The 19,358-nt window shown below is 45.8% G+C and carries 26 protein-coding genes; 6 read left to right on the forward strand and 20 right to left on the reverse strand.

Translation table 11 applies throughout. The features are described 5' to 3' along the window. Together ACR6Z4_RS16370 and ACR6Z4_RS16375 are read right to left on the reverse strand one after the other, a co-directional pair. A partial coding sequence (locus tag ACR6Z4_RS16370; protein ID WP_479718367.1) for a beta-ketoacyl-ACP synthase III occupies positions 1-1,299 on the reverse strand: 1,299 nt, incomplete at its 3' end. 54 nt (positions 1,300-1,353) lie between these two features. After that, on the reverse strand, positions 1,354-1,575 hold the full coding sequence (locus tag ACR6Z4_RS16375) for a hypothetical protein (RefSeq protein WP_479718368.1): 222 nt from the start codon (positions 1,573-1,575) through the stop codon (positions 1,354-1,356). A gap of 100 nt (positions 1,576-1,675) precedes the next feature. Here ACR6Z4_RS16375 and ACR6Z4_RS16380 point away from each other — a divergent pair, with 100 nt between their 5' ends. The 3 genes from ACR6Z4_RS16380 (at position 1,676) to accD (ending at position 4,927) form a co-directional block, all read left to right on the forward strand. Then, positions 1,676-2,224: a hypothetical protein gene (locus tag ACR6Z4_RS16380; protein ID WP_479718369.1), complete on the forward strand. Its 549-nt coding sequence runs from the start codon at positions 1,676-1,678 to the stop codon at positions 2,222-2,224. Between the two features lie 359 nt (positions 2,225-2,583). Continuing rightward, positions 2,584-3,306 (forward strand): hypothetical protein, encoded by a 723-nt coding sequence (locus ACR6Z4_RS16385; RefSeq protein WP_479718370.1) that lies wholly within the window; start codon positions 2,584-2,586, stop codon positions 3,304-3,306. 694 nt (positions 3,307-4,000) lie between these two features. Continuing rightward, the gene (accD, locus tag ACR6Z4_RS16390) at positions 4,001-4,927 is read left to right on the forward strand and encodes an acetyl-CoA carboxylase, carboxyltransferase subunit beta (RefSeq protein WP_479718371.1); all 927 of its coding nucleotides are present in this window, start codon (positions 4,001-4,003) and stop codon (positions 4,925-4,927) included. Between the two features lie 102 nt (positions 4,928-5,029). Here the strand turns inward: accD and ACR6Z4_RS16395 are convergent, their stop codons facing one another. Then, positions 5,030-5,428, reverse strand: coding sequence for a phage holin family protein (locus tag ACR6Z4_RS16395; RefSeq protein WP_479718372.1), 399 nt, complete (start codon positions 5,426-5,428; stop codon positions 5,030-5,032). 824 nt (positions 5,429-6,252) lie between these two features. Here ACR6Z4_RS16395 and ACR6Z4_RS16400 point away from each other — a divergent pair. Continuing rightward, positions 6,253-6,459: a YqaE/Pmp3 family membrane protein gene (locus ACR6Z4_RS16400; protein WP_479718373.1), complete on the forward strand. Its 207-nt coding sequence runs from the start codon at positions 6,253-6,255 to the stop codon at positions 6,457-6,459. A 254-nt stretch (positions 6,460-6,713) separates the two neighbouring features. Here ACR6Z4_RS16400 and ACR6Z4_RS16405 read toward each other — a convergent pair whose 3' ends face one another. The 17 genes from ACR6Z4_RS16405 to ACR6Z4_RS16485 all read right to left on the reverse strand — a co-directional run bounded on the left by ACR6Z4_RS16405 (position 6,714) and on the right by ACR6Z4_RS16485 (position 18,522). Beyond that, on the reverse strand, positions 6,714-7,472 hold the full coding sequence (locus tag ACR6Z4_RS16405; protein WP_479718374.1) for a histidine kinase: 759 nt from the start codon (positions 7,470-7,472) through the stop codon (positions 6,714-6,716). Between the two features lie 191 nt (positions 7,473-7,663). Next, a complete protein-coding gene (locus ACR6Z4_RS16410; RefSeq protein WP_479718375.1) occupies positions 7,664-8,008 on the reverse strand; it encodes a hypothetical protein in 345 nt (114 codons plus the stop codon). A 4-nt stretch (positions 8,009-8,012) separates the two neighbouring features. After that, positions 8,013-9,032 (reverse strand): phage tail protein, encoded by a 1,020-nt coding sequence (locus ACR6Z4_RS16415; RefSeq protein WP_479718376.1) that lies wholly within the window; start codon positions 9,030-9,032, stop codon positions 8,013-8,015. Beyond that, positions 9,029-9,268 carry a hypothetical protein gene (locus ACR6Z4_RS16420; RefSeq protein WP_479718377.1) on the reverse strand — a complete coding sequence of 80 codons (240 nt, stop codon included), beginning with the start codon at positions 9,266-9,268 and terminating at the stop codon, positions 9,029-9,031. The genes ACR6Z4_RS16415 and ACR6Z4_RS16420 overlap by 4 nt, the downstream gene beginning before the upstream one ends. Continuing rightward, positions 9,268-9,852: a hypothetical protein gene (locus ACR6Z4_RS16425; RefSeq protein ID WP_479718378.1), complete on the reverse strand. Its 585-nt coding sequence runs from the start codon at positions 9,850-9,852 to the stop codon at positions 9,268-9,270. The genes ACR6Z4_RS16420 and ACR6Z4_RS16425 overlap by 1 nt, the downstream gene beginning before the upstream one ends. Positions 9,853-9,863: 11 nt before the next feature. Further along, entirely contained in the window at positions 9,864-10,214 is a 351-nt protein-coding gene (locus ACR6Z4_RS16430) for a hypothetical protein (protein WP_479718379.1), read from the reverse strand. 226 nt (positions 10,215-10,440) lie between these two features. Beyond that, a complete protein-coding gene (locus tag ACR6Z4_RS16435; RefSeq protein ID WP_479718380.1) occupies positions 10,441-11,892 on the reverse strand; it encodes a hypothetical protein in 1,452 nt (483 codons plus the stop codon). Then, positions 11,889-13,931, reverse strand: coding sequence for a hypothetical protein (locus ACR6Z4_RS16440; protein WP_479718381.1), 2,043 nt, complete (start codon positions 13,929-13,931; stop codon positions 11,889-11,891). Before ACR6Z4_RS16440 ends, ACR6Z4_RS16435 begins: the two co-directional genes overlap by 4 nt. Before the next feature lie 135 nt (positions 13,932-14,066). Then, on the reverse strand, positions 14,067-14,765 hold the full coding sequence (locus tag ACR6Z4_RS16445) for a hypothetical protein (RefSeq protein ID WP_479718382.1): 699 nt from the start codon (positions 14,763-14,765) through the stop codon (positions 14,067-14,069). After that, entirely contained in the window at positions 14,762-15,379 is a 618-nt protein-coding gene (locus tag ACR6Z4_RS16450; RefSeq protein ID WP_479718383.1) for a hypothetical protein, read from the reverse strand. The genes ACR6Z4_RS16445 and ACR6Z4_RS16450 overlap by 4 nt, the downstream gene beginning before the upstream one ends. After that, entirely contained in the window at positions 15,376-16,026 is a 651-nt protein-coding gene (locus ACR6Z4_RS16455; RefSeq protein WP_479718384.1) for a hypothetical protein, read from the reverse strand. Before ACR6Z4_RS16455 ends, ACR6Z4_RS16450 begins: the two co-directional genes overlap by 4 nt. Further along, positions 16,023-16,670 (reverse strand): hypothetical protein, encoded by a 648-nt coding sequence (locus ACR6Z4_RS16460; protein ID WP_479718385.1) that lies wholly within the window; start codon positions 16,668-16,670, stop codon positions 16,023-16,025. Before ACR6Z4_RS16460 ends, ACR6Z4_RS16455 begins: the two co-directional genes overlap by 4 nt. Before the next feature lie 193 nt (positions 16,671-16,863). Then, positions 16,864-17,025 (reverse strand): hypothetical protein, encoded by a 162-nt coding sequence (locus ACR6Z4_RS16465; RefSeq protein WP_479718386.1) that lies wholly within the window; start codon positions 17,023-17,025, stop codon positions 16,864-16,866. A gap of 4 nt (positions 17,026-17,029) precedes the next feature. Beyond that, positions 17,030-17,308 (reverse strand): hypothetical protein, encoded by a 279-nt coding sequence (locus tag ACR6Z4_RS16470; RefSeq protein WP_479718387.1) that lies wholly within the window; start codon positions 17,306-17,308, stop codon positions 17,030-17,032. Positions 17,309-17,311: 3 nt separating this feature from the next. Next, entirely contained in the window at positions 17,312-17,581 is a 270-nt protein-coding gene (locus ACR6Z4_RS16475) for a hypothetical protein (protein ID WP_479718388.1), read from the reverse strand. Between the two features lie 24 nt (positions 17,582-17,605). Further along, positions 17,606-18,133, reverse strand: a complete 528-nt coding sequence (locus ACR6Z4_RS16480) for a hypothetical protein (protein WP_479718389.1) — start codon at positions 18,131-18,133, stop codon at positions 17,606-17,608. 107 nt (positions 18,134-18,240) lie between these two features. Further along, complete coding sequence (locus ACR6Z4_RS16485) at positions 18,241-18,522, reverse strand: helix-turn-helix transcriptional regulator (protein ID WP_479718390.1); 282 nt, start codon at positions 18,520-18,522, stop codon at positions 18,241-18,243. 391 nt (positions 18,523-18,913) lie between these two features. On the opposite strand from ACR6Z4_RS16485, the gene ACR6Z4_RS16490 reads away from it, so the two are divergent. Together ACR6Z4_RS16490 and ACR6Z4_RS16495 are read left to right on the forward strand one after the other, a co-directional pair. Continuing rightward, the gene (locus ACR6Z4_RS16490; RefSeq protein WP_479718391.1) at positions 18,914-19,108 is read left to right on the forward strand and encodes a hypothetical protein; all 195 of its coding nucleotides are present in this window, start codon (positions 18,914-18,916) and stop codon (positions 19,106-19,108) included. Then, positions 19,101-19,298 (forward strand): hypothetical protein, encoded by a 198-nt coding sequence (locus tag ACR6Z4_RS16495; RefSeq protein WP_479718392.1) that lies wholly within the window; start codon positions 19,101-19,103, stop codon positions 19,296-19,298. Before ACR6Z4_RS16490 ends, ACR6Z4_RS16495 begins: the two co-directional genes overlap by 8 nt. The last annotated feature ends 60 nt before the right edge of the window (positions 19,299-19,358 follow it).

Consider the following 19,358-nt stretch of genomic DNA (forward strand, 5'->3'; position numbering starts at 1 on the left):
TAGGGGAGAAATATCTTCTTTACCTACTTCATCTCTCACACCCTTCACCGCTTCACCTCTGACACTCTTCAGCTCTCCATCTCTCACACCCTTCACCTCTGCATCTCTCACACCCTTCACCGCTCCATCTCTCACACCCTTCACCGCTCCATCTCTCTCACCCTTCACCTCTGCCCCTACCACGGTCAGCATCATGTAAGCGGTTGTGAAGCGTCCGCTTTCGGGGACGAAGCAGAAGATTTTTTGACCGGGTTGCAGTTTGCCAGAGTAAAACAGTTCTTCTAGCATCAGGTAAATCGAGGCACAGCCTGTGTTGCCTTTGGTGTAGAGATTGGTAAACCATTTTTCTTCGGGAATCATGCAGTTGGCTTTTTCCAACAGTTCCACAATCTGTCCCCGGAAGAAGTGAGAGGAATAGTGGCACAGTAGCCAGTCAATGTCTTCGGGACGCACCCGACCCATGTCAATCAACCGCAACCATCCTTCTACGCCCAATTTGATCACGTTGTCTAACAGGCGAATATTTTGGCGCAGGTTAATGGCTCCGGCTTCTGCGGCTGCAACGTAGGACGGGTAATTCATCCAGCTGTGTTGAGCAGTTTCGTCTGCTGCACCCGCATACATACACACGGGGTAGGCATTGGCATGGGAAATCAGTTCAATCCACTCAATTTTGAGGCTCAGTCCATGGGGATTAGGGTGATTTTGTAATAGGAATGCACCGGCTCCATCGGAAAGCATCCACCGCAAAAACTCGGTATCAAATGCGAGAGATTTTCCTGCTTTGATGCTATCTTCTGCCTCAAAGTTGGTGTTACGAAATAACCGTGATGCCAGTTCAGATGCAACCGCGATCGCCACTTGTTTTTCGCCCAATTCAATTTGAGCCGCTGCATATTTCAGAGCCGAAACGCCTGCACAACACACCCCATGGGTAGTCAGTGTCTCAATCGGTGAAAGTTCGCTCAATTCTCCATGCACCATGCTGGCAAATCCGGGAACCAACACATCTGACCAGGTAGTTGCCGCACAGAGCAGATCCACCGCAGACGCTTCTAAATCAAGGTGAGACAAGGCATCTCGCACCGCCGCAGCTGCCATTTCTCGATTCAGGAACGTTGGTTGCTGTTGTGCGTCTAAAGCATAGTAGCGTTGCTGAATGCCATTGCTTTTAAGAATGCGATGCTTGACTTTAGACGGTCGTCCATTGACTTGCCCCAAATAAGATTCCATCTGGTCATTGTTAATCGGCTCACCCGGCAAAAACTTGCCTATGCTGTTAATAAACACACGGCTCATAGAAAACCTCTAATTTTTTTGAAGGGAATGATAATGCTTTGATAACAATTGAATTCAAGCCACCCGAATGACTTGAATTTGATAACTTGGAAGGGGAACTGTTGAAGCGAAAAACTGTCCGGAATGGCATGTCACTCGACTGTAGTGAGCGGCTATGGGGTGAAGCGGTGCCAGTGTGACGGTTTCTAAAATTGGCTTGAGGTAAAGCGATCGCCATTCACCTCGTGAATCCCTAGAACTCCTGCAAATCAAGGCATGAAGCAGTTTCCTGGGCAATTCAACCGAATTGATAATCCGAAACAGGCACTGTGACAGTTCGACAAACTGCTCCTAAAATCAACAGGTTCAGGCATTTCTTCTGCACAATAGGGCAACGATGCACGGTCGCCAAGCCATGAACAGCCCTGTTAGCCAGCCTTTTTCTGTTGTTTCCCCGACTGCCGATGAATCGTTGACCTTACGGCAAGGGTTAGAACGGTATTACCAGGCCAATCCAACCTTCGTCCGCGATCAAGATTTTTGGGTCGGCATGATTCGCATCCCCTGGTGCGATATGCTGCGCCACGACATCATGCATGTGGTGACGGGTTACAGCACTGAGTTAGATCAAGAATTGCGCTTGATTGGTTTTTTGCTGACGGCAATTACCTGGCATCGACCCTGGTATTACTATGCTCAGAGCTTTGGCGTGTTTTTAGAACTTTTGAGTTTGTCATTGCGCGGCAAAGCTCTGGGGGCAACCTATTACAATCCCTTTCAGGTCTGCCGCAAATATGTACAAGGGGTTCAACAGGGGCTGACAATACACCCAAAAATCGATGCCTATATCGATCCCGATACGGTGTTAGATCAACCTTTGCGATCGCTCCGATCTCACTATGGCATCGCCAATGCCGGAGCCTGGGATCAAGATTATGAAATTTGATGGGAGTGCCGCGCTTTGCGTGGCACTCCCATCAAATTTCATAACCCCTTTAAACAGTTTTATGGTGGTGTAACGAAGCCACGCCACAATAAAACTAGGATTTTATTTCTCGTCCCTGGTCAGGAAATCAACGGCAAGAATGTGAAGTCACTATTTCAGCGAACCCTATTTCGCAAAAAGGGATTTAAACTCTTGAAAACTCCCTCTTTTTTGGGGTGCAGCCTCCACACCTCTTGTTTTAAGCTTGGTGACTAGCGCTATCGTTTTCACAGATTGTTCGTCAACCCAGTTGCCAGGATAGTTCTCGTCAGCAGATCGTCTTGCCAACTGAGATACTAAACTTTAAGGTCATATTTTCTATGAAAATTTGGAAGTTTCAAGCGAATCGTTTAGGGCTACTGTTTGCTAGTGCCGCCATGGTGGGAAGTGCATCACTGTTTCTGGTTGCTGCGCCAGCGCGTGCCGAAATCATTTTGCAAGAACAGGGCACGATGCAACCTGCACAAAATGAATATACCTTCTCTGGCACGGAGGGGCAGTCTATTACCATTCGCATGAACAGCGATGAAATCGACTCCGTGATCGAACTGTGGGGTCCGGACGATCAGCAAATTGCGTTCAACGATGACTACGGTCGAACACTCAATTCTGCGATCGTCGTGACCCTGCCAGTCACGGGTGAATACAAGATTTTTGCGCGCTCTTTTTCTGGTGAGGGGGGTCAATATACGATCACAGTTCAACCCTCTACTCCTTATGAATTGTCCTACGGCAAAGCGTGGGAGCTTTATATGCAAGGAGATTATCAGGCAGCCGTTGATGCATTTACCGAAACGATCGCCCTTGATCCTGAACAACCCTCTGCCTATGCAGATCGTGCCGAAGCTCGTTGGGGATTGTTTTACACCGAGAATGCAGACACGATGAACCCAGAGGAACCACCAGAACTATCGCCAGAACTAAAAGCTGCCATCATCGCCGACTATCAACAAGCCGCTGACCTGTACGAACAAGCAGGTGAAACAGAAACCGCAGATTTGCTGCGCCAACAAATTAGCTCGTTGCAAACCGAGCAGCCTTAACAGGTCAGGCAGATGCGATCGCATAAGAACTGATACTGTGTTGAAACATTGCGCGGAGCACAATGTTTCAACACATCACTCGTCGAGTTCTGAACGCGTGGTGCTACAGGTATCGAGAAAGGAGCTAAAAGTGGAGTGTTCCGGTTAGGAACACTCCATTTTTTATGTCACGTTGCGCTGAAATAAATTCTCATACTTAAGGATCGTGGATTAAATAAGATCGAATATTGAATCGTTTGGAGGGGCGAACGGCCGTTCGCCCCTCCAACAAATCATCGGAGTTATTTAATTCCCATTCCTAAGCAAGAGCCATGCTCCTTATGGTTCTCTTGAGACTGTGTGACGTTTATCATTAAAAACGGCTGTGTAGCGGGTAGGGTAGCCATAGCTATTATCAATACCCTATGTATTACAAGGCTTTGGCAGAATTTTAGACTGGGCGATCGCTTTTCCCTTTATCCACCGATGTCTCCTCGGCACATCCGTGTTTAAGTTAGAGAGTCTCCTGACCTGATAAGATCATTTCCGTAGTCTAGTTTATCTCAGTACTGCGTTTCATCAATAGTATTCATAGCCTCAGTGACACTTTGCTAGCTGTTAGGTGGCGATGCTTTGCGCCATCAAAGATAGCGCCATAATTAAAAATCAGTTAAAGCAACGCTATATAATTTTTAGTTTTTGATCGAGAAAACCCATGTCCTTGTTTGATTGGTTTGCAAATCGGCGGAAATCAGGTCCCATCAGCCAAGAACGGCAAGAGCGAGAGATCGCAGATGGCTTGTGGACGAAGTGCAAAACTTGTGGGGTATTGACCTACACCAAGGACTTGCGGGCAAACCAGATGGTTTGTCTGGAATGCAACTATCACATGCAGGTGTTCAGCGCTCAACGGATTGAGCAATTGATCGATGCCAATACCTGGCGACCGATCGACGAAAACCTCAGACCTGTGGATCCGTTGAAATTTCGCGATCGCAAGTCTTATAGCGATCGCATTCGGGACACCCAGGAAAAAAGCAGGTTAGTCGATGCTGCCGTTACTGGATTAGGACAACTCGATAATCTGCCGGTTGCCCTGGGTGTGATGGATTTCCGCTTTATGGGTGGCAGTATGGGGTCAGTGGTCGGCGAAAAGCTGACCCGATTAATCGAACGAGGCACTCGCGAACGCTTACCAGTGATGATTGTCTGCGCTTCGGGTGGAGCCAGAATGCAAGAAGGGATGCTGAGTTTGATGCAAATGGCAAAAATCTCAGGTGCCCTGGAACGACACCGAGAATCGCGATTGCTCTACATTCCGATTTTGACGCATCCAACCACAGGTGGTGTCACCGCCAGCTTTGCTATGTTGGGAGACATTATTATTGCGGAGCCACAAGCTACTATTGGGTTTGCCGGACGGCGTGTGGTCGAACAAACCTTGCGAGAAAAACTTCCCGATGACTTCCAAACCTCTGAATATTTGCTATCTCACGGGTTTGTCGATATCGTTGTTCCGCGCACCCAACTGAAGAAAACACTGGCACAACTGATTCGCTTGCACCAACCCTACACATCGTCCTCTCACCTGGTGCATCATCTACCCGAAACAAAGTCTCTCAAACCCGTTATCCCCGATTAAAGCCCTGGTAACGGGCTAAATAAAAGTTGGGGGCGAGAAAGCATTGCTTTCTCGCCCCAACTTTTATATTGGTGCGCCGTGGCACCTATATGAGCCTTAATCTCAGTCTGCCTCGATCACGGGCTTAGAATTCTGTCCCGGTAGAGATTGACCAATCCCTTTTTCTGCAAAATACTTGTTAAGGAATGTGCTGGCAAAGGACAACAGCACTGGACCTAAGATGATCGCTAGCAACCCATGCACGCTAAATCCGGGCACCAGCAAAGATGCTAACCAGAAGCAAATGCCGTTAACGACGAAGGAGAATAAGCCCAGCGTCAGGAATGTAGCGGGCAACGAGAGGACTGACAGAATAGGCTTGATAAACGCGTTAACAAAGCCAACTGAGACCGCTGCAATTAAAGCGGCTGGGAATGTAGAGATATCAACCCCTGGCACAACCAGGTCTACGATCAATAGACTGAGTGCTGTAATTAGTGTGGTTAAAAAGAATCCAATCATATCACCCTCCAAATAGAGATTTAATCAGTGAATTGAAGCTGCCTTGTTGGGCTAACGAGGTAGCTAGAAATAAAGCAATAGACTAGATTGACCAAAGTCTAACTGCGATCGCCATGCTCCCAGTTAAACCTTTTATTTGGCGAAGCACATCTTGCTTAAGAACTATATTTTGACAACCTGGAATCGGCATTTCATTGCGTTTGATTGAGCCTTTATTGTCATTCCAGAAATTACTAAGTCTATCTTCATCTAATCTAACAATATTTATTAGCGTTTGTCTGACCTGATAGAGATAGAGGTCAAATCATTCGTGGGATATAGCGATGTATTGTTAACTATTTATGCCAACTATTTAGAAGATTAATCAGCAACGATCCATGCAATTTAACTACCGTACGTTGCTATCCCTTATTCCACCGAACCATTAGCCTCGTTCTGTAAAAAATTTCAATCCGTAGATATTTCTTTGGATAGACGTCATCGTGTCGAGATATATCTGAAACTGATAGAGAGCTATTCAGATAAACACTGCTAACGTAGCTAAGAATTGCCCAACACTCATTCTCATTAAGAAAAAGACCAAAGCCTTTGAACCACAAAGATTTTGAGAGTTGTTATCGAGTCGTTGTGATGCAAGCTCAACCGTTAGCAAAGACCTGATCGATTTGGTAAAAACTCGTTTTTCATTTCTATAATTAAGAAAGGAAGATCGAGTGAGCCATGCTAAAAGCCTTCATTGGAATGCATATTCTTTCTAATGTAAGTGTTTGGCAAATCGATGTTTAATCCCGTCTATTTTGTTGTCAACAAAGTGAGTGAACATTATGAAATTTCTGCGAATTTTGCTAGGCATCTTGCTCCCTCCCGTAGGTATTTTTCTAACATACGGTATCAGTACAACTCTCGTAATCAATGTTTTGCTAACCCTGTTAGGCTGGGTTCCCGGAGTTATTCACGGGCTATGGGCGATCGCTAAATTCGACGAAAAAGAACAAGAGCAGCAACGGCGACAAGCACCGGGTGCTAGCTAACTATTAAATCGGCAACCCTTGTCCGATCCTCCCGATTTCTACCCTACAGAAATCGGGATTTTAATATTTGATAGATCCCGATTTCTACTCTACAGAAATCGGGATTTTAATCATCAGTCAAGGCGCATGTCCGGAGGACATGCGCCTTGACTATAGCAATCCTAATGCGTTGCGAGAGGTGCACCTCTCGCAACGCGCCGATCTTCAGCTGATTTAGGATTGTGGATTCAATCAGATCGCACAACTAAGCCACGTTACGGCTGAGTAATGGTTTGCCAGAGTTCTTTCAATTGTTGTTTAATCAGCCGTTCTTTACGAGCCGTGGCAGAGCCAACCTCGCTGAATCTTTCTGCCAGTTCAGCTTGTTTTTGCTGGAGAGGATCAATGCCTCTAGCTTCTGATTCTGCCTTCGTCGTCTCATACCAGACCTTAGCTTTATCGAGCGATTGCTTCACTTCGCCGTAGCGATCGCCATAGCGAGTCTCTAGCTTTTCGTCCAACGCCGTTAGCTGAAGCTTGATCTTCTCGTATTGCCGTTGCACTAAGGCAAATCCTTGCCGTTCCTTGATCGCATTGATTGCAGCATCAATTACCGATTTCAGATCATGGGGAGTCTCGGTGGCAGCGGTCGCTTGAATTTCGACCAGAGCACCCTCAATCTCTGCATCTAGTTGTTGCTCTCGGGCATCGACCTCAGATTGAAGTTGGTTAACATGGGCTTGCTGTTGCGCAATCTCATCGCGTTGACGCTGGCTGATACCATCCACAACCCCTTCAATCGATGCAGTTACTTCTGCCTTAGCATTCTGTCCTCGTTCGCCCAGCACCGACAGCACCGTGGCGATCACCTCTTGCACCATAGACCGGACTTCTCCCGATCCGGCTTTGACTTCATCCACAGATTGCGCGATCGCTGTGCGAACGATTTCTCGAATACGCTCGGTTCGCAGATTGCCTTCTGCCTTTGCTTTCTCTAAGTTTTCTGAAATTTTTTCTTTGACTGAACCTGTCATACGTCACCCTCCATACCAATCGATGGGTCTCTTTCATGCTGACGTGTGGGGGTTGAGTCGGGGGGTGAGGATAACCGATCCTTTATTGAAAAAATTTAAGTTTATATACAGCAATGGATTCAAAGGTTTTAATTAATTTACTGCTTAAAGCTTGCTTAAATTCAGGGGTTTATTAGCTAAAAATAGACTCATTATTCTGGTCTATGACCCCCCAAAATATCAGAGATTGATCCATCACTGACCTTTGCCCATAGCGCTGTGGTGATGCGCTCCATTCTGTTAAACCGATCGTCCAATCTTTCTTGTCTCTCATGAATTTCTTTGGTCAAATAACCGAGAGACTCTTGTAGTTGCTGATAGTTCCGTTTGAGATGTTCAAAGTCTCTTTCAGCGGCATATTCTTTGGTTTTGGAATCGGCAAACCGCTGCATATCCTCTCTACGCTGCTTTTGGTAAAAGCCGGAAGTAGTGACATAGGTTCCCAAACCTGAGAGCAACAGCCCTACAACAGTGATGACTAATTGGAGAGGGTCCATAATCCTAAGCCTTTTTCCCTGTCGCGATTAAGCAATTACACACTAATGAAGGTTGAATTTTGCTAAGAGGGGTTGTCCCTCCATCCTCTGCGATCGTCAGTCCGTGACTATGAGATCCGCTGGAAACAACTGTTACTGAATGGCTATGGCTGCCAGCAAGCCCTGTTTGTCTATCAGTTCCTGCACCCGTCACACGATATCCTGATCCAGTGACAGGAACATCTGCATTACCTGCTAACCCATGACTATGGTTTGCTTCTGTGTTTGTGCTCGCTGTGTGAGTATGCAGTCCTCCAGATGCTATCGCACTTCCCGAATGAGAGTGTTTGGGCATTTGTAGCAGGTTCAAAGTTTCATTCTCAAGCCCCGCCAGTGAACCCAACGTATAGTTTGATAGTCCGGTTCCTTGCCCCCCGATAATTAGAGTTCTGCTCCTGGCGTCTGGCAACGTTAGTCTTTTGTTGCCACTCCAATCTACATTGGCGTTTGTTCCTCTTCCCCCTGATACTGCGAGCGTATTAATTGACCAGAGAGATTTAAATAACAGTTCCATTCTTTGATCAGCTGTTCCTGCTCCAGAACCGGAATTTCCTATCGTTTGTCCATTAAGCAATAACCAGAGCCAACCTAACTCATCGGTGTATGTATTGCCTGAAATGCTTCTCAGAACAGGCTTTAAGTCACCTGGTAAGGGAGTTAGGTATTTAGAAAAAAAACCAGTCCAAACCTCAATTTCTATAGACCAAGGGTTGTAATAATTGTCAGTCCTCTTAAACCCAAGGGTACGAGAGCTAAAGGCAGATGGAGCAATGAACTCAAAGACGTCTATTTCAGTTTTGGCGTAGAGACTGCGAATTTCAAACAGCTCAGCACCCAAAGATCCGGCGTTCGCTTGACAGACAAGCCCACGAAACAGTGGAGGTGATGAGGTGACATGATGGATTCTAAACAGTTCCCCTACAACGGAGGGTGTGAACTGCCAGTTACTGTTTAGTTCTATCGTGGCAACACTCGCCCAACTCATTCGTCTTCTAGATCCTCTTCCTGGTCAATTTCCTCTAATCGTTCGTCATACTCACCCCCATAAAGATAATCGTTTAATTCTGCCATCGTCACAGGTCGAGCAATGCCACTGCCCGGTTGAACAACGAAGGCATAGTTGCTGCCATCTCTAGCAGCAACTTCACGCCAATTAGGAGGGGGAGCTGCCAGGGTTGAATTAAATTCAGGATCACCTGGCAAGATTAAACGCCTATTCATCAGACATCCGGCAACAGATCGTAATCAACACCAGAGACAGACCATCCATCAGCGATCGCAGCATTGATGATAGCGGGGCGAGGCTCGATAAAACTAGAAGTGCTAGAACCACTCACTCGCTTAGTTGCCCGTGGTGGCTTGGGAGAAGAACCCCATACTAAATTTGCTGTAGTTCCTGTCGCCAACGTGAAACCCAGAATTGTAGCAAGACTGCTTGCCTCTGCGGCTGTAATGTTCCAGGCATAGTTATAACTACCAGGCATCTCAACAAACACAGTTCGGGTACGTCCGGCTGTTTTAATCCCTCGTCTACGTCCTGACCTGGTGACAACCCAATCATCAGCCCTTAAATCAGCTTCCTCGGCTGGGTCACAATAGGATGCCACTGTACCGCTCGTGAAAACTTTAGCGGCGCGGTTAGGTTTTGGACTATTGGCACCAAAGAAAACGCCAGCTTGGTTAGTGTAAAGCGTGTGTCCCAAGGCAGTTCGATATGCCGCAGAGTTTGCTCCAGCATTGAAGCCGTATTTCATTGTTCCAATGGTTACGAATACAGGTGTGGTTGCACCACGGTTACGAGCCATGTTGATTACTCCTAAATCACAGATCCAATAATGGTGTTCATGTTGAGCGGAATGCGAGAAACAATGGACTGAGTAACGGTGACATAACCACTGACAGGAGCACCCGAACTAGCAGGCGGAAACGTTGCTAATCGTTCTCCTACAGACTTATTCAAATTGACTGTAGATTGGGCGGATGAGCAGGCTTCTCGCAATTTGTGCATAAACTCAACAACACCTTCCTCAGACATACCTGTGTAGGTGTCACTTGTAATTTTGCCAACCTTGATAACGATGCCGTCTGTCGCATTCCAAGAAACAGCCCCTTGGGTGCCCAATGCCGCTTCAAGTTGGTCCCATGTGAGATCCGTTACTGCTGCCATTGCTTCTCATAAGAAATCATGACTTTTATTTTGGCTCTAGATTGAGGTATTAGACTCGTGAATTTTGCGGAGTTCTCAACGGCTTTAATCCTTCGTTTTCAACGGTTTCAAATGGTTTCACAGGATGTCCACCCCCCTTAGGGTGCCGCAAAATCCTAATTCCTTCGCACGTCTGTTTACGTACACTACGGAGCTTAACTGATTCAAATTTCTTATGAATTGAAAATTACCCTAGTGAACCCAGATCGTCGGGTTCCGAATCAGTCCACAGCAGAATTCTGCGTCTTTCTCTGCGGTAAGCTGTACTACCTGATATTGGACCACCTTGAAAGTCTGTTGGTGCAGTTACCAGATTTGCATAGGCTGGGTAAACCTGGGTGGGATGTTTTACCAATGCTGGGTTAGTAATTCGTTCCTCTGAAATGGAGAGAGTGACAATATTCGTAGTCGAAAGGAGTAACAGTGATCTAAGTTGACTTTCTGCTTCGGCTGGTGATGAGCCATAAACCGCCATCTGACGGTTGTTATCTAAATTAGCGGTTGCTCTCCAGGGTCCCCAAGTGAACGCTCTTGCAGCCGACTTCAACTCACCCCAAGATAGTCCTCGTTTGGCATCAGGGATGGTGTACATGACTTCTTTGGCTCTAGAACCGTCTGCCCGTCGCCAGGGAGGACGGCGGACGTCCTTAAAGCATATGACCAGGTGCCTAACCATGTGTCGGGCGCGCGGAAAACTTTCAGAAGGGATTCCTACAATCTGCCCCACATCCCGGTTCCAAACCATCTGATGGGTTGCGATCGCCTGATCTACTGATTGCTGAACTATTTGTTGAGGACCAGCAAGAACAATTGCTTCTTGTGTACGATTATCCAGTTCGACCTTGACGGTTCTCTCCGGTCCCAGGTCGTTATGGTTGGCAAATTTTGAGCCGGCAACTATATCATCTAGCGTGTTTGCAACGATGTAACCTACATCCCAAAAGGCGTCTTCAGCGCCCTCCAAAAAACCTACTACAAGGTTTCTAAGAGCGTCGATTGGAATAGCCTGAACACCTTGGTCTATCCCTTCAGCAAAACTCCAATAGGGTCCATCATCCGGGCGTGGATCTTGCCCAAACCATCTACGGTTTCTAAAACCTAGTACAAGACTGAGCAAAGCATTTTCGATTGCAAGTTGTCTCATACTTTGTAGCAGTCCAATAAACTCTCCCCTAATTTGCCCAGATGCGTCCTCAGCAAGTTCTAACGCTATCCTTCCGGCAACTACGGGATACTGAAGTGCCACTCCAGCAGCTACTCCAACGGATGCGAGTCGAATTATCCCACTACCTGCAAATCTCCCCAGCAATTGAGCCATTGAGTTGTTATTGGCTGATATTTGCTGCCTGACGGTTGCATCACTTTGATTCCAGTCAAAGTACAGGACTGCATAGGTTGCCTCTTGGATTGTTCCCCATAACTCACCCCAGTTGATTAGGCTAAACAGCCAACTAATAGTCCTCCAAATAAACCCAGTTAATCGCCCCAATCCACCCAGCAAACCACTTAAAAAACCAACCACCCCATTCTCATCTCTGGGTGGATCAATACTGGTATTAAAGACCCGTTCCCCAACAGTTTGTCTAACACGGGTAGACTCTAATACAGAAAATGCTACGTCGATCGTTGAAAAGTTCATGAGGCTGTATCTGCATCTGATAAATCGGTAAGATCGATGTCTGGAACTCCTTCTACTCGCCTGCGGGCGGGCGGGTTGCGTCTCTCAGCCAAAAATTCTTGCCATGCTTCATCATCATCTACACCATCTTGGTCAAGATCGTGGCGAATAGCATCTCCTGTTATAGGTTCACCAGGCTGCCATGACTGAACCAATGCTGCCTTTAATATCCCTACGCCAATTAGCAGTTGATTCAAGGTTGCCTGTAAGCTGTCATCACCTTCCCATCGCCATCCAGGAATTTTTTGACTACTAGATGTTAAGATTTCATCCTTCTTTGTTCTTCCAGGGGTAATGCTAGATTTAATATCTCTCATCACCGTATTACCTTTGTAACCTAAGTATTGAGCATTAGCCTTGGCATAGTCTTGGGCGATGATAGCAGCGGTTCCTGCTTTGGTTGCTTCGACAACGGCTTTCAATGCCAAATTTGCCGCGAAGTCTGCATCAGATGCAATGCTCAAATTCAACCCGCTCAGTTCAGCGATCGCTTCAGCTAAGTTCTTTAATTCAAGTTCAGTAATCGATCCACTATCGTCTTTGACTTTGATTTTGACTGGAAACTGTCCAAGAATGGCATCTAGCTGTTTTACAAGCCATTCTTGCCAAGACATTGCATCAGGAATGTCTATCAGGTCGTTTCTACTTCTATCACCAGTAAGACTCTGTGGCACCTTTGCAGGCAGTCGATGATAGCCAGCTCGACTAAACAGAGATGAACTTAAAGCTCCTACCAAGTCTTTAATGTCATAAACCTCAACTTCCTGGGTTTCATCACCACTGTAGATAGACTGACCCATTGCCTTAAGAACTTCTTCAGGATCAAACCTAATTTTGGGATTGTCTTGACCTTGAGGAAACCCCAAAATTTTATAAATCGGTCGCAACTTACGATCGATCAACGTGGCAATATCATCACAACTACAACCGTCATTTCCACAACTCATACAAGGGCACCTGGGAGGAGGAGGGGGAGGAGGGGGAGGAGGAGGAACTGGGCAAGGACTACCATAGACTGCTATGTTGCCGCTAGGGTAGGAGAAAGGGGCAATACTGGCGGCTGGTCGAATATCTGCAATGTACCAATCACGAGATGTTGATTGCTTGATCAACACCCTTTGTACATCGGTAGACGTGAAAAATCCTCCAGCAGCATCCAAACGGGGGAAAAGCCCTCTACCACGACTCCAAATTGCCCGATGAATAGGTAAACCTTGAGTCCTTATCACAACTCTAGACTCTTCGTTGTAAATGGAATACAGCCAATTTTGCATTTCAAGGTTGTACAAAAATAGACTGCCCGGTTGACCTGTCTGATTTGAGAAATTGATGATCAATACACCTGTTCCCATACAGACGAGATACAGGTCATAAAGCCCATCGCCCCGTTCTACAAATTCTAAATCGACGATTGGACCGTACACGGGAATGATGACATCGGTTGCCCTAACTGCAACTCTTGACCATCGGGCAACCCGAGGATTTTCCAAGTTTAGATAGTTCGTTGTGGAACTGACGCTTGATAACAGAACAAAATATCGGCAATTTGCCCATCCTTCAGGATGCTGATTTCTAGAAGGAGGAGGGACAGACGGACCAGGCGCGCCAGGAGGAGAAGGAGGGGGAGGGGGAGGAACGGGGGGACAATCAGGATTGCGGTAGTTATTGCAGATTTCAGAAATAACTTGCAATGGCAGGGAGTAGGTTGTAATGCAGGCAACACAATCACATCCATTACAGCTGGTAGTGTAACGGGTCGCTCTGACTGCATCTCCTGTAAAGTCAAAAGGTTGAACGCTTCTCTCGAAGCGATCAAGCTCATACAGTGGATCCCCCTCAGCAGGGTCTAAATAACCCGCAGGAAAATTTTCATCAGGGGGGATATAGGTCGCTCCACTCCCTGCTAATTCCCTCATCGAATCATAGGCACTATCGCCCATGACCTGCGAGGTGTAACCAACGTCTTCCAGCGAACTTCTTACTCTTCCTTCTCTAGCCATCTCTTCCCTTCCGTTTGGATGGCATAAAGTTCAACATCTGTTTTTGTTTCGGTTTGACATGCCGATATCGAAAGTCAATTACCCCTCTTAATTGAGCTGGGTAAAACTTAAATTCATTGACGCGATCGCGCATTTTTATATCTCTTTACGAGGGTGAAGAACAGCATACTTTTCTAAGATTTCAGTATGGCTCATTCCCAGTAAAGTGTTGTCTAAATCTTGTCTAAATGTAAAGCAACAGACTTCATCCCATTCAGTTAATGTCAATCGTGCTCTTTGTGCGGCGTGAGAAAGAATGACATCAACAGCAATCAAATCGTCAGACGATCTGTCTTCGTTGGGCTGTAAATACGGTGGTTGATATCGGTTATATGAAAAATGAGTGTAGAGAGAGTCAGTTAAAAAACCTGATTCTAGAATTTTCAAGCAGGCTGATCGGGTGATGCCCATGCATCCACCTTGCACATAAGAAAAGCTTTGATTACTTCGAATATTACCAAATACATCTCCTTGTGGAATGGATGAGAATCGTCTTTGAATCCAGCTATCAGGTTCAACCCTGATTAATAGATCAGCATCGCTGAAATCAAGGAAAGTATTGAGCATCCTAACAATCCAGGCTCCACCAAAGGAAGAGTTTTTTATCCTTCTCCCTACAAAATAGTGAACCTCTTGAGATAGACAAAATTCTCTGAATATGGTGTTTTCTACACCATCTGAGTAACAAATCAGATCAACTTCATGCTTAATGGTATACACATTTAAGATGTTGTTAATACATCTTTTGGCAAGCTTCTGATCCTGATAAACACCCAGAAAAAAACACAATTTCATGGAGTTGCATTAGTAACACCAATTAGTACCTGAGCAAAAGGATCGTTTACTTCAAACCCAACCACGGAAGAGTACTGAACTCCATTCCAGCCCATGAAATCTACAGAGAATGTAAAGGATTGGACAGCATTATTGGGTAGCGCTGAATTTACCTGTAAGGTTTGATATCTAGCAGGCTGATCGGCTAGACCATAAGCATCATTACCGCTGAGTAAAAATGCATAACAGCCAGTCCCTTTTTGCTGGATGTAATCTGTGAAGTTGATCGGGCATCCTTCACGCCAATCAACCCCAACACTCCAACTATGTAAAACTTCAAATGAATTGGCGTTAGCATCAGCATCAGCTTGATGACAGTCGTAGTAATAAAGCGTTGCTTTCGTGACACTTGAATTTGCAGGGATTTGATAAGCAGAAGTTTTAGCAACCCAAGAAAATGTGGATATAGGGAAACAAGTTCTCCAGCTCGAAATTGTTGTTCCCGTCGCAACCCAAAACAATTGTCCATCAAACATAGTCTCGCCGCTGTACAGCGGTGCTCTATCGGGAAACCCCATAGAGATTTTAGACCCGTGCAATTCTGGTCCCGTTAGATCAGAGTGTAAAACTGTCATACTGTCACCGGATTTCCTTGACTGTCTATAACCACATCTCCAGAAGAAGTGAAAACGACATTACCTGTACTTCCACCACTTCCGTTGCTTCCACCTCCCACAACTGTAATGTTCAGCGTGGGAGCCGTGTTCTCTGCTTCCTCTACGGCTGAACCAATCACAGAAATATTATCTTCGCCCGTCAAAACACCAAACCCAACGCTAACGACCTGGACAGCGATCGCTGCATCCGAGGCAACATCAAACGCAGTTGCATCAGTTAGAAACCTGAGCAAATCAACCGTGTAATAAGGTCTACGGTTGAACAGATAGATACTGCCTACCTTCGTCGCAGGGCGATCGGACGTTCTGAGAAACAAATTCAACTGTTTTTTAGGACTGGCAACGCTCATACCTCTCAACAGAGAGTTGTATTCATCATTGCTCATCCCAATCTCTCGATCAGGAAATTCAATTTCAGCAATTGAGGTCAGGTCAACCACAAGTCTCAGGCTTGTTACAAACCCTGAATATCTGGCATTTTCAGCCAAGCTAGCAGGGTTTAAAGTTCCAGGCTGATACAAGTCAATCAATTCATTCCCATTGGCAGAGTTTAACAGATTGACTATGTTGGCATTTCTAAAAAAACCGTTGCTAGTCCAGCTCATGAATTTGAATTATCTGGTTTTGGTCGCTTCATTTTATGTAGCCCCATGTCTCCTTTAAGTGTATTCAAATTCATATCAGTTTCATTTAAATTCGAAGATTTATTTTGCTTGGATTTCCAGCTTCCCCAGTGATTTAAATACGTAGCGGTAACAAACCATAATGCTGTGAGCAATAAAATATCTTGATCGGAAAGCTTCCCAGATCTAAGTCTGAAATCATCATAACTATCAGGAGTTAAAGCAATATGAATGACTTGAATACAGATGATGAGAATACTTGGGAACATTGAAAGAGTGCAAATGACAAAGTTGCTTAAAACTTTTCTCCAAGAGTTTCCGGGTCTCAACCACTTAGGGGGTTTAGACCAAAATAATTTCAAACTACATTTCCACACAAAACCCAGTAAGAGATACCAGACAAAGCTAGCCAGTATAAATAATCCTGCCAAAAGTAAAAAGGTTGTAGGCAAAGCCGGAACGGACATACTAGGATCATTCCTGGCACCAATGAAAACTGCAATCGATGCAATTATAAAGACCCAAAAGTAACCAACTAAAACTCCTGTGCCTAATAGCGTTGGGAAAAGCAATTTCAAAGTTTTCAGCCATGCTTTGTGGTTAGGCAACCAAAATAGATAATGCATAAGTTTATACCAACCCTTCAAACTGACATTGACCACTCTTACCTATGTTAAAAGTGCTCTCTTTTATAGTGCCCATGAGCTATTGAGAATAAATGCCCCATTCGTCCCCAGTGTCACTGTGACAGTTTCCAATGAAAAACCCCGACAGTTGCCGGGGTTTTTGTAGGGAGCAATGTTGCTGAGAAAAATTGGGTTAAGCAGCTTTTTCTATGATTCTGGGTCTATCGGAACACTTGTCATGTGCCTTGAGGTAGGCAAGAATGTGACTATTGCTGAACCCTGTCCGGCGGCGAATGGCGCGAATCGAGGTTTCTTCTGCCACAGCGATCGCTAACTTGTTCTGAGTTTCTGTCATGGTTCTAACCCTTTTTTGGTCCATGTTGAGGAGGGTAATAAAATCCTTGGTCATCAACTTCCAGAATAGTCGTATTGAAACGAGTGTCATCTGGAAGATTATTGGGACTCCCTACATTGTAGTCATATCGAACATCTGAATCTGCCCCACTTTCTTCGGCGATCGCCGCACGATTGAGTGCTTCATCCTTTGACTGATTCTGGTAGTGAATTTCAGAACCCGTATCACAAAAACCACCTTGATCCTCAGGTTCAGCTTGATTGGCAAAAAATGTCCATCCCATCGTTCAATCCCTCCGACGTGGATAATCAACACCTTGACCATCCTCAGAGGATTCCCAGCGAGCGAACTGTTGACCTGGCTCAACTTCATAGACCAAGTTAGGGTCTATGGATGCATCTAACCACATGACTTCCTCACCGTTATCAATTGCGTTTGTCTCTGCTTCCACAGCATCTGTTAGATTGCCAACTTGATATTCATGTTGAGAATTCAGGTCAGAGAAGTTACCTTGTGCATCGTTGGATTCCCAAATCCAAGTTTTATTGTTTTGCATGATGAATTGATTCCTTAAAACTTGTCACTCAAAGCTGTAGCGCTGACGACGAACCCGACCTTCACGAATTTCAAAGATTACCGAATTCGATTCAGCCATATCCCACCATTGCCGTCCATTAGGGGTATTAACCCTGACAGTGTTAGGTGGCAACTCAAAATAAATAGTGCCGTCTGCTAACCGCCGCCTGACCGGGCTAACCTGGTGTCCTTCCCAAAACATCTTGGCGCTGTAATCGCCGTCGGGTAAGCTCACACCCCAAAACTGCTCTGGTGTAAAAGGGCGATCGTAGTAGCCATTGGCATCGATGCTGCCAGCCAGGTCATTGGCATACCTCAGACCGGGGCGCGTGATGGGGGTGAGCTGCTGAATTTGATGTTGTGGCTGCCGGGGACTGGTACTGACCCGTTGCACGGTCGATCGACGTACAGTGCCCCTGCTTGTATCCATGCCAAACAACTCTTGCAGTGTGGTAGCTCGCCCTGGCACAGCCAGGGAAGAAGCCACAAAAATAACGCCAGTCAACAGACTGACGGGAAATAAGTTAGCCATAATGGATCTGTTACCTCATCTCGTAGGGGTACAAAATCCTGGGGATAGATAGCAGCTATCCCCAGGGACTAAGCACAATCAGGCTTATTGGTCTATACATCACCTCCTTAATTAGCGCTGGGCATGTCGTCACCATGCTCAGCGCTTTGGCTATCGGAAGGAATTCCATCCACTGAAATTCCCAAACTTTCACAAAGCTCATTGAGAGAAACATTTAAAGCTTTTGCTAGCGCAGCAGCTCGATCCAACCTGGGGAATGAAACCCCACGAATCCAATCGTTGATAGTTCGCTCAGTTGCATCAATTTGTTCACTGAGTTGACGTTGGGTTAGGTTGGCACGTTCTATCAAGCTTTTCAACGTTGTTGTTCTCTTTTCACGCTTATTCACCTATCATATCAGAAGTAAACTTCCGGAAGAAAACTTCTTACTTCCGGCTGGACATCGGTGCAGGATTCTGACTGAGCGGTCTATCCCTGCACTGCATACCCAATCATCTAGCGCTTTTGGCAATTTTCCAAAAGCCAAAACACGGATATCGCATGTTCAAGGAGGTGAAATACTGCCAAACGCAAAAAGGGCACCCAGTTATGGGTGCCCTTGGCATAAGTGAAGCGTAAGAACATTTGAGAATCTCCTCGATGTCATCCGGATGAGCGAGGAAACGATCAAGTTTGGCAGGCATTGATGGCGAATGCCAGGGAAGTAGGCAATATGACTGAGCCTGTTTGAGATACCTCAATGGTTTGAGCCTAAAGCAATAAAAGAGTTCTTACTAGCCATGGAACTTAAACAAATCTATGAACAGCAGATGGTGAGGGCAGGGCTTGACCCTAATTTGGCAAGTCAAGCGGCGGACATCTTGGCAAATGATCCAGCACCCAGCCGTACACCGGCGCAACAGAAAATTATCGATCAAGCGTGGCAACAAGTGTTTAACCAAGTGTTTAAGGGGAAAGGAGTCACTCATGAGTGATGACGTATTGCAAAGGATTGAACGGTTAGAGAATCAGGTACAGGCGTTAAAGGCTTCTCTGATCACGGCATATCAGCAAATTCAAAATTTGTCATTTCAACTCGATACCGATCGGGAAAGCAATGATGGTGTAGGCGCTCGCAACCAATGTGCAGCCCAAATTCAGTCTTTAAGCTTCATCCGTAAATAGTTGAAGGGGAGATGCTGACGCGATCAGCATCTCCCCTTTTGTGTGGGCACACAACCCAGC

This window comes from Calyptranema fuscum S582, from assembly GCF_055793305.1.

Coding starts and splice junctions, on each gene's coding strand:
- ACR6Z4_RS16480 (WP_479718389.1), bottom strand. CDS start 18,133: ATGGCTAACTTATTTCCCGTCAGTCTGTTGACTGGCGTTATTTTTGTG.
- ACR6Z4_RS16460 (WP_479718385.1), bottom strand. CDS start 16,670: ATGCATTATCTATTTTGGTTGCCTAACCACAAAGCATGGCTGAAAACT.
- ACR6Z4_RS16435 (WP_479718380.1), bottom strand. CDS start 11,892: ATGAACTTTTCAACGATCGACGTAGCATTTTCTGTATTAGAGTCTACC.
- ACR6Z4_RS16490 (WP_479718391.1), top strand. CDS start 18,914: ATGGAACTTAAACAAATCTATGAACAGCAGATGGTGAGGGCAGGGCTT.
- ACR6Z4_RS16400 (WP_479718373.1), top strand. CDS start 6,253: ATGAAATTTCTGCGAATTTTGCTAGGCATCTTGCTCCCTCCCGTAGGT.
- ACR6Z4_RS16440 (WP_479718381.1), bottom strand. CDS start 13,931: ATGGCTAGAGAAGGAAGAGTAAGAAGTTCGCTGGAAGACGTTGGTTAC.
- ACR6Z4_RS16475 (WP_479718388.1), bottom strand. CDS start 17,581: ATGCAAAACAATAAAACTTGGATTTGGGAATCCAACGATGCACAAGGT.
- ACR6Z4_RS16470 (WP_479718387.1), bottom strand. CDS start 17,308: ATGGGATGGACATTTTTTGCCAATCAAGCTGAACCTGAGGATCAAGGT.
- ACR6Z4_RS16380 (WP_479718369.1), top strand. CDS start 1,676: ATGCACGGTCGCCAAGCCATGAACAGCCCTGTTAGCCAGCCTTTTTCT.
- ACR6Z4_RS16495 (WP_479718392.1), top strand. CDS start 19,101: ATGAGTGATGACGTATTGCAAAGGATTGAACGGTTAGAGAATCAGGTA.
- ACR6Z4_RS16430 (WP_479718379.1), bottom strand. CDS start 10,214: ATGGCAGCAGTAACGGATCTCACATGGGACCAACTTGAAGCGGCATTG.
- ACR6Z4_RS16415 (WP_479718376.1), bottom strand. CDS start 9,032: ATGAGTTGGGCGAGTGTTGCCACGATAGAACTAAACAGTAACTGGCAG.
- ACR6Z4_RS16465 (WP_479718386.1), bottom strand. CDS start 17,025: ATGACAGAAACTCAGAACAAGTTAGCGATCGCTGTGGCAGAAGAAACC.
- ACR6Z4_RS16385 (WP_479718370.1), top strand. CDS start 2,584: ATGAAAATTTGGAAGTTTCAAGCGAATCGTTTAGGGCTACTGTTTGCT.
- ACR6Z4_RS16405 (WP_479718374.1), bottom strand. CDS start 7,472: ATGACAGGTTCAGTCAAAGAAAAAATTTCAGAAAACTTAGAGAAAGCA.
- accD (WP_479718371.1), top strand. CDS start 4,001: ATGTCCTTGTTTGATTGGTTTGCAAATCGGCGGAAATCAGGTCCCATC.
- ACR6Z4_RS16395 (WP_479718372.1), bottom strand. CDS start 5,428: ATGATTGGATTCTTTTTAACCACACTAATTACAGCACTCAGTCTATTG.
- ACR6Z4_RS16455 (WP_479718384.1), bottom strand. CDS start 16,026: ATGAGCTGGACTAGCAACGGTTTTTTTAGAAATGCCAACATAGTCAAT.
- ACR6Z4_RS16410 (WP_479718375.1), bottom strand. CDS start 8,008: ATGGACCCTCTCCAATTAGTCATCACTGTTGTAGGGCTGTTGCTCTCA.
- ACR6Z4_RS16420 (WP_479718377.1), bottom strand. CDS start 9,268: ATGAATAGGCGTTTAATCTTGCCAGGTGATCCTGAATTTAATTCAACC.
- ACR6Z4_RS16425 (WP_479718378.1), bottom strand. CDS start 9,852: ATGGCTCGTAACCGTGGTGCAACCACACCTGTATTCGTAACCATTGGA.
- ACR6Z4_RS16445 (WP_479718382.1), bottom strand. CDS start 14,765: ATGAAATTGTGTTTTTTTCTGGGTGTTTATCAGGATCAGAAGCTTGCC.
- ACR6Z4_RS16450 (WP_479718383.1), bottom strand. CDS start 15,379: ATGACAGTTTTACACTCTGATCTAACGGGACCAGAATTGCACGGGTCT.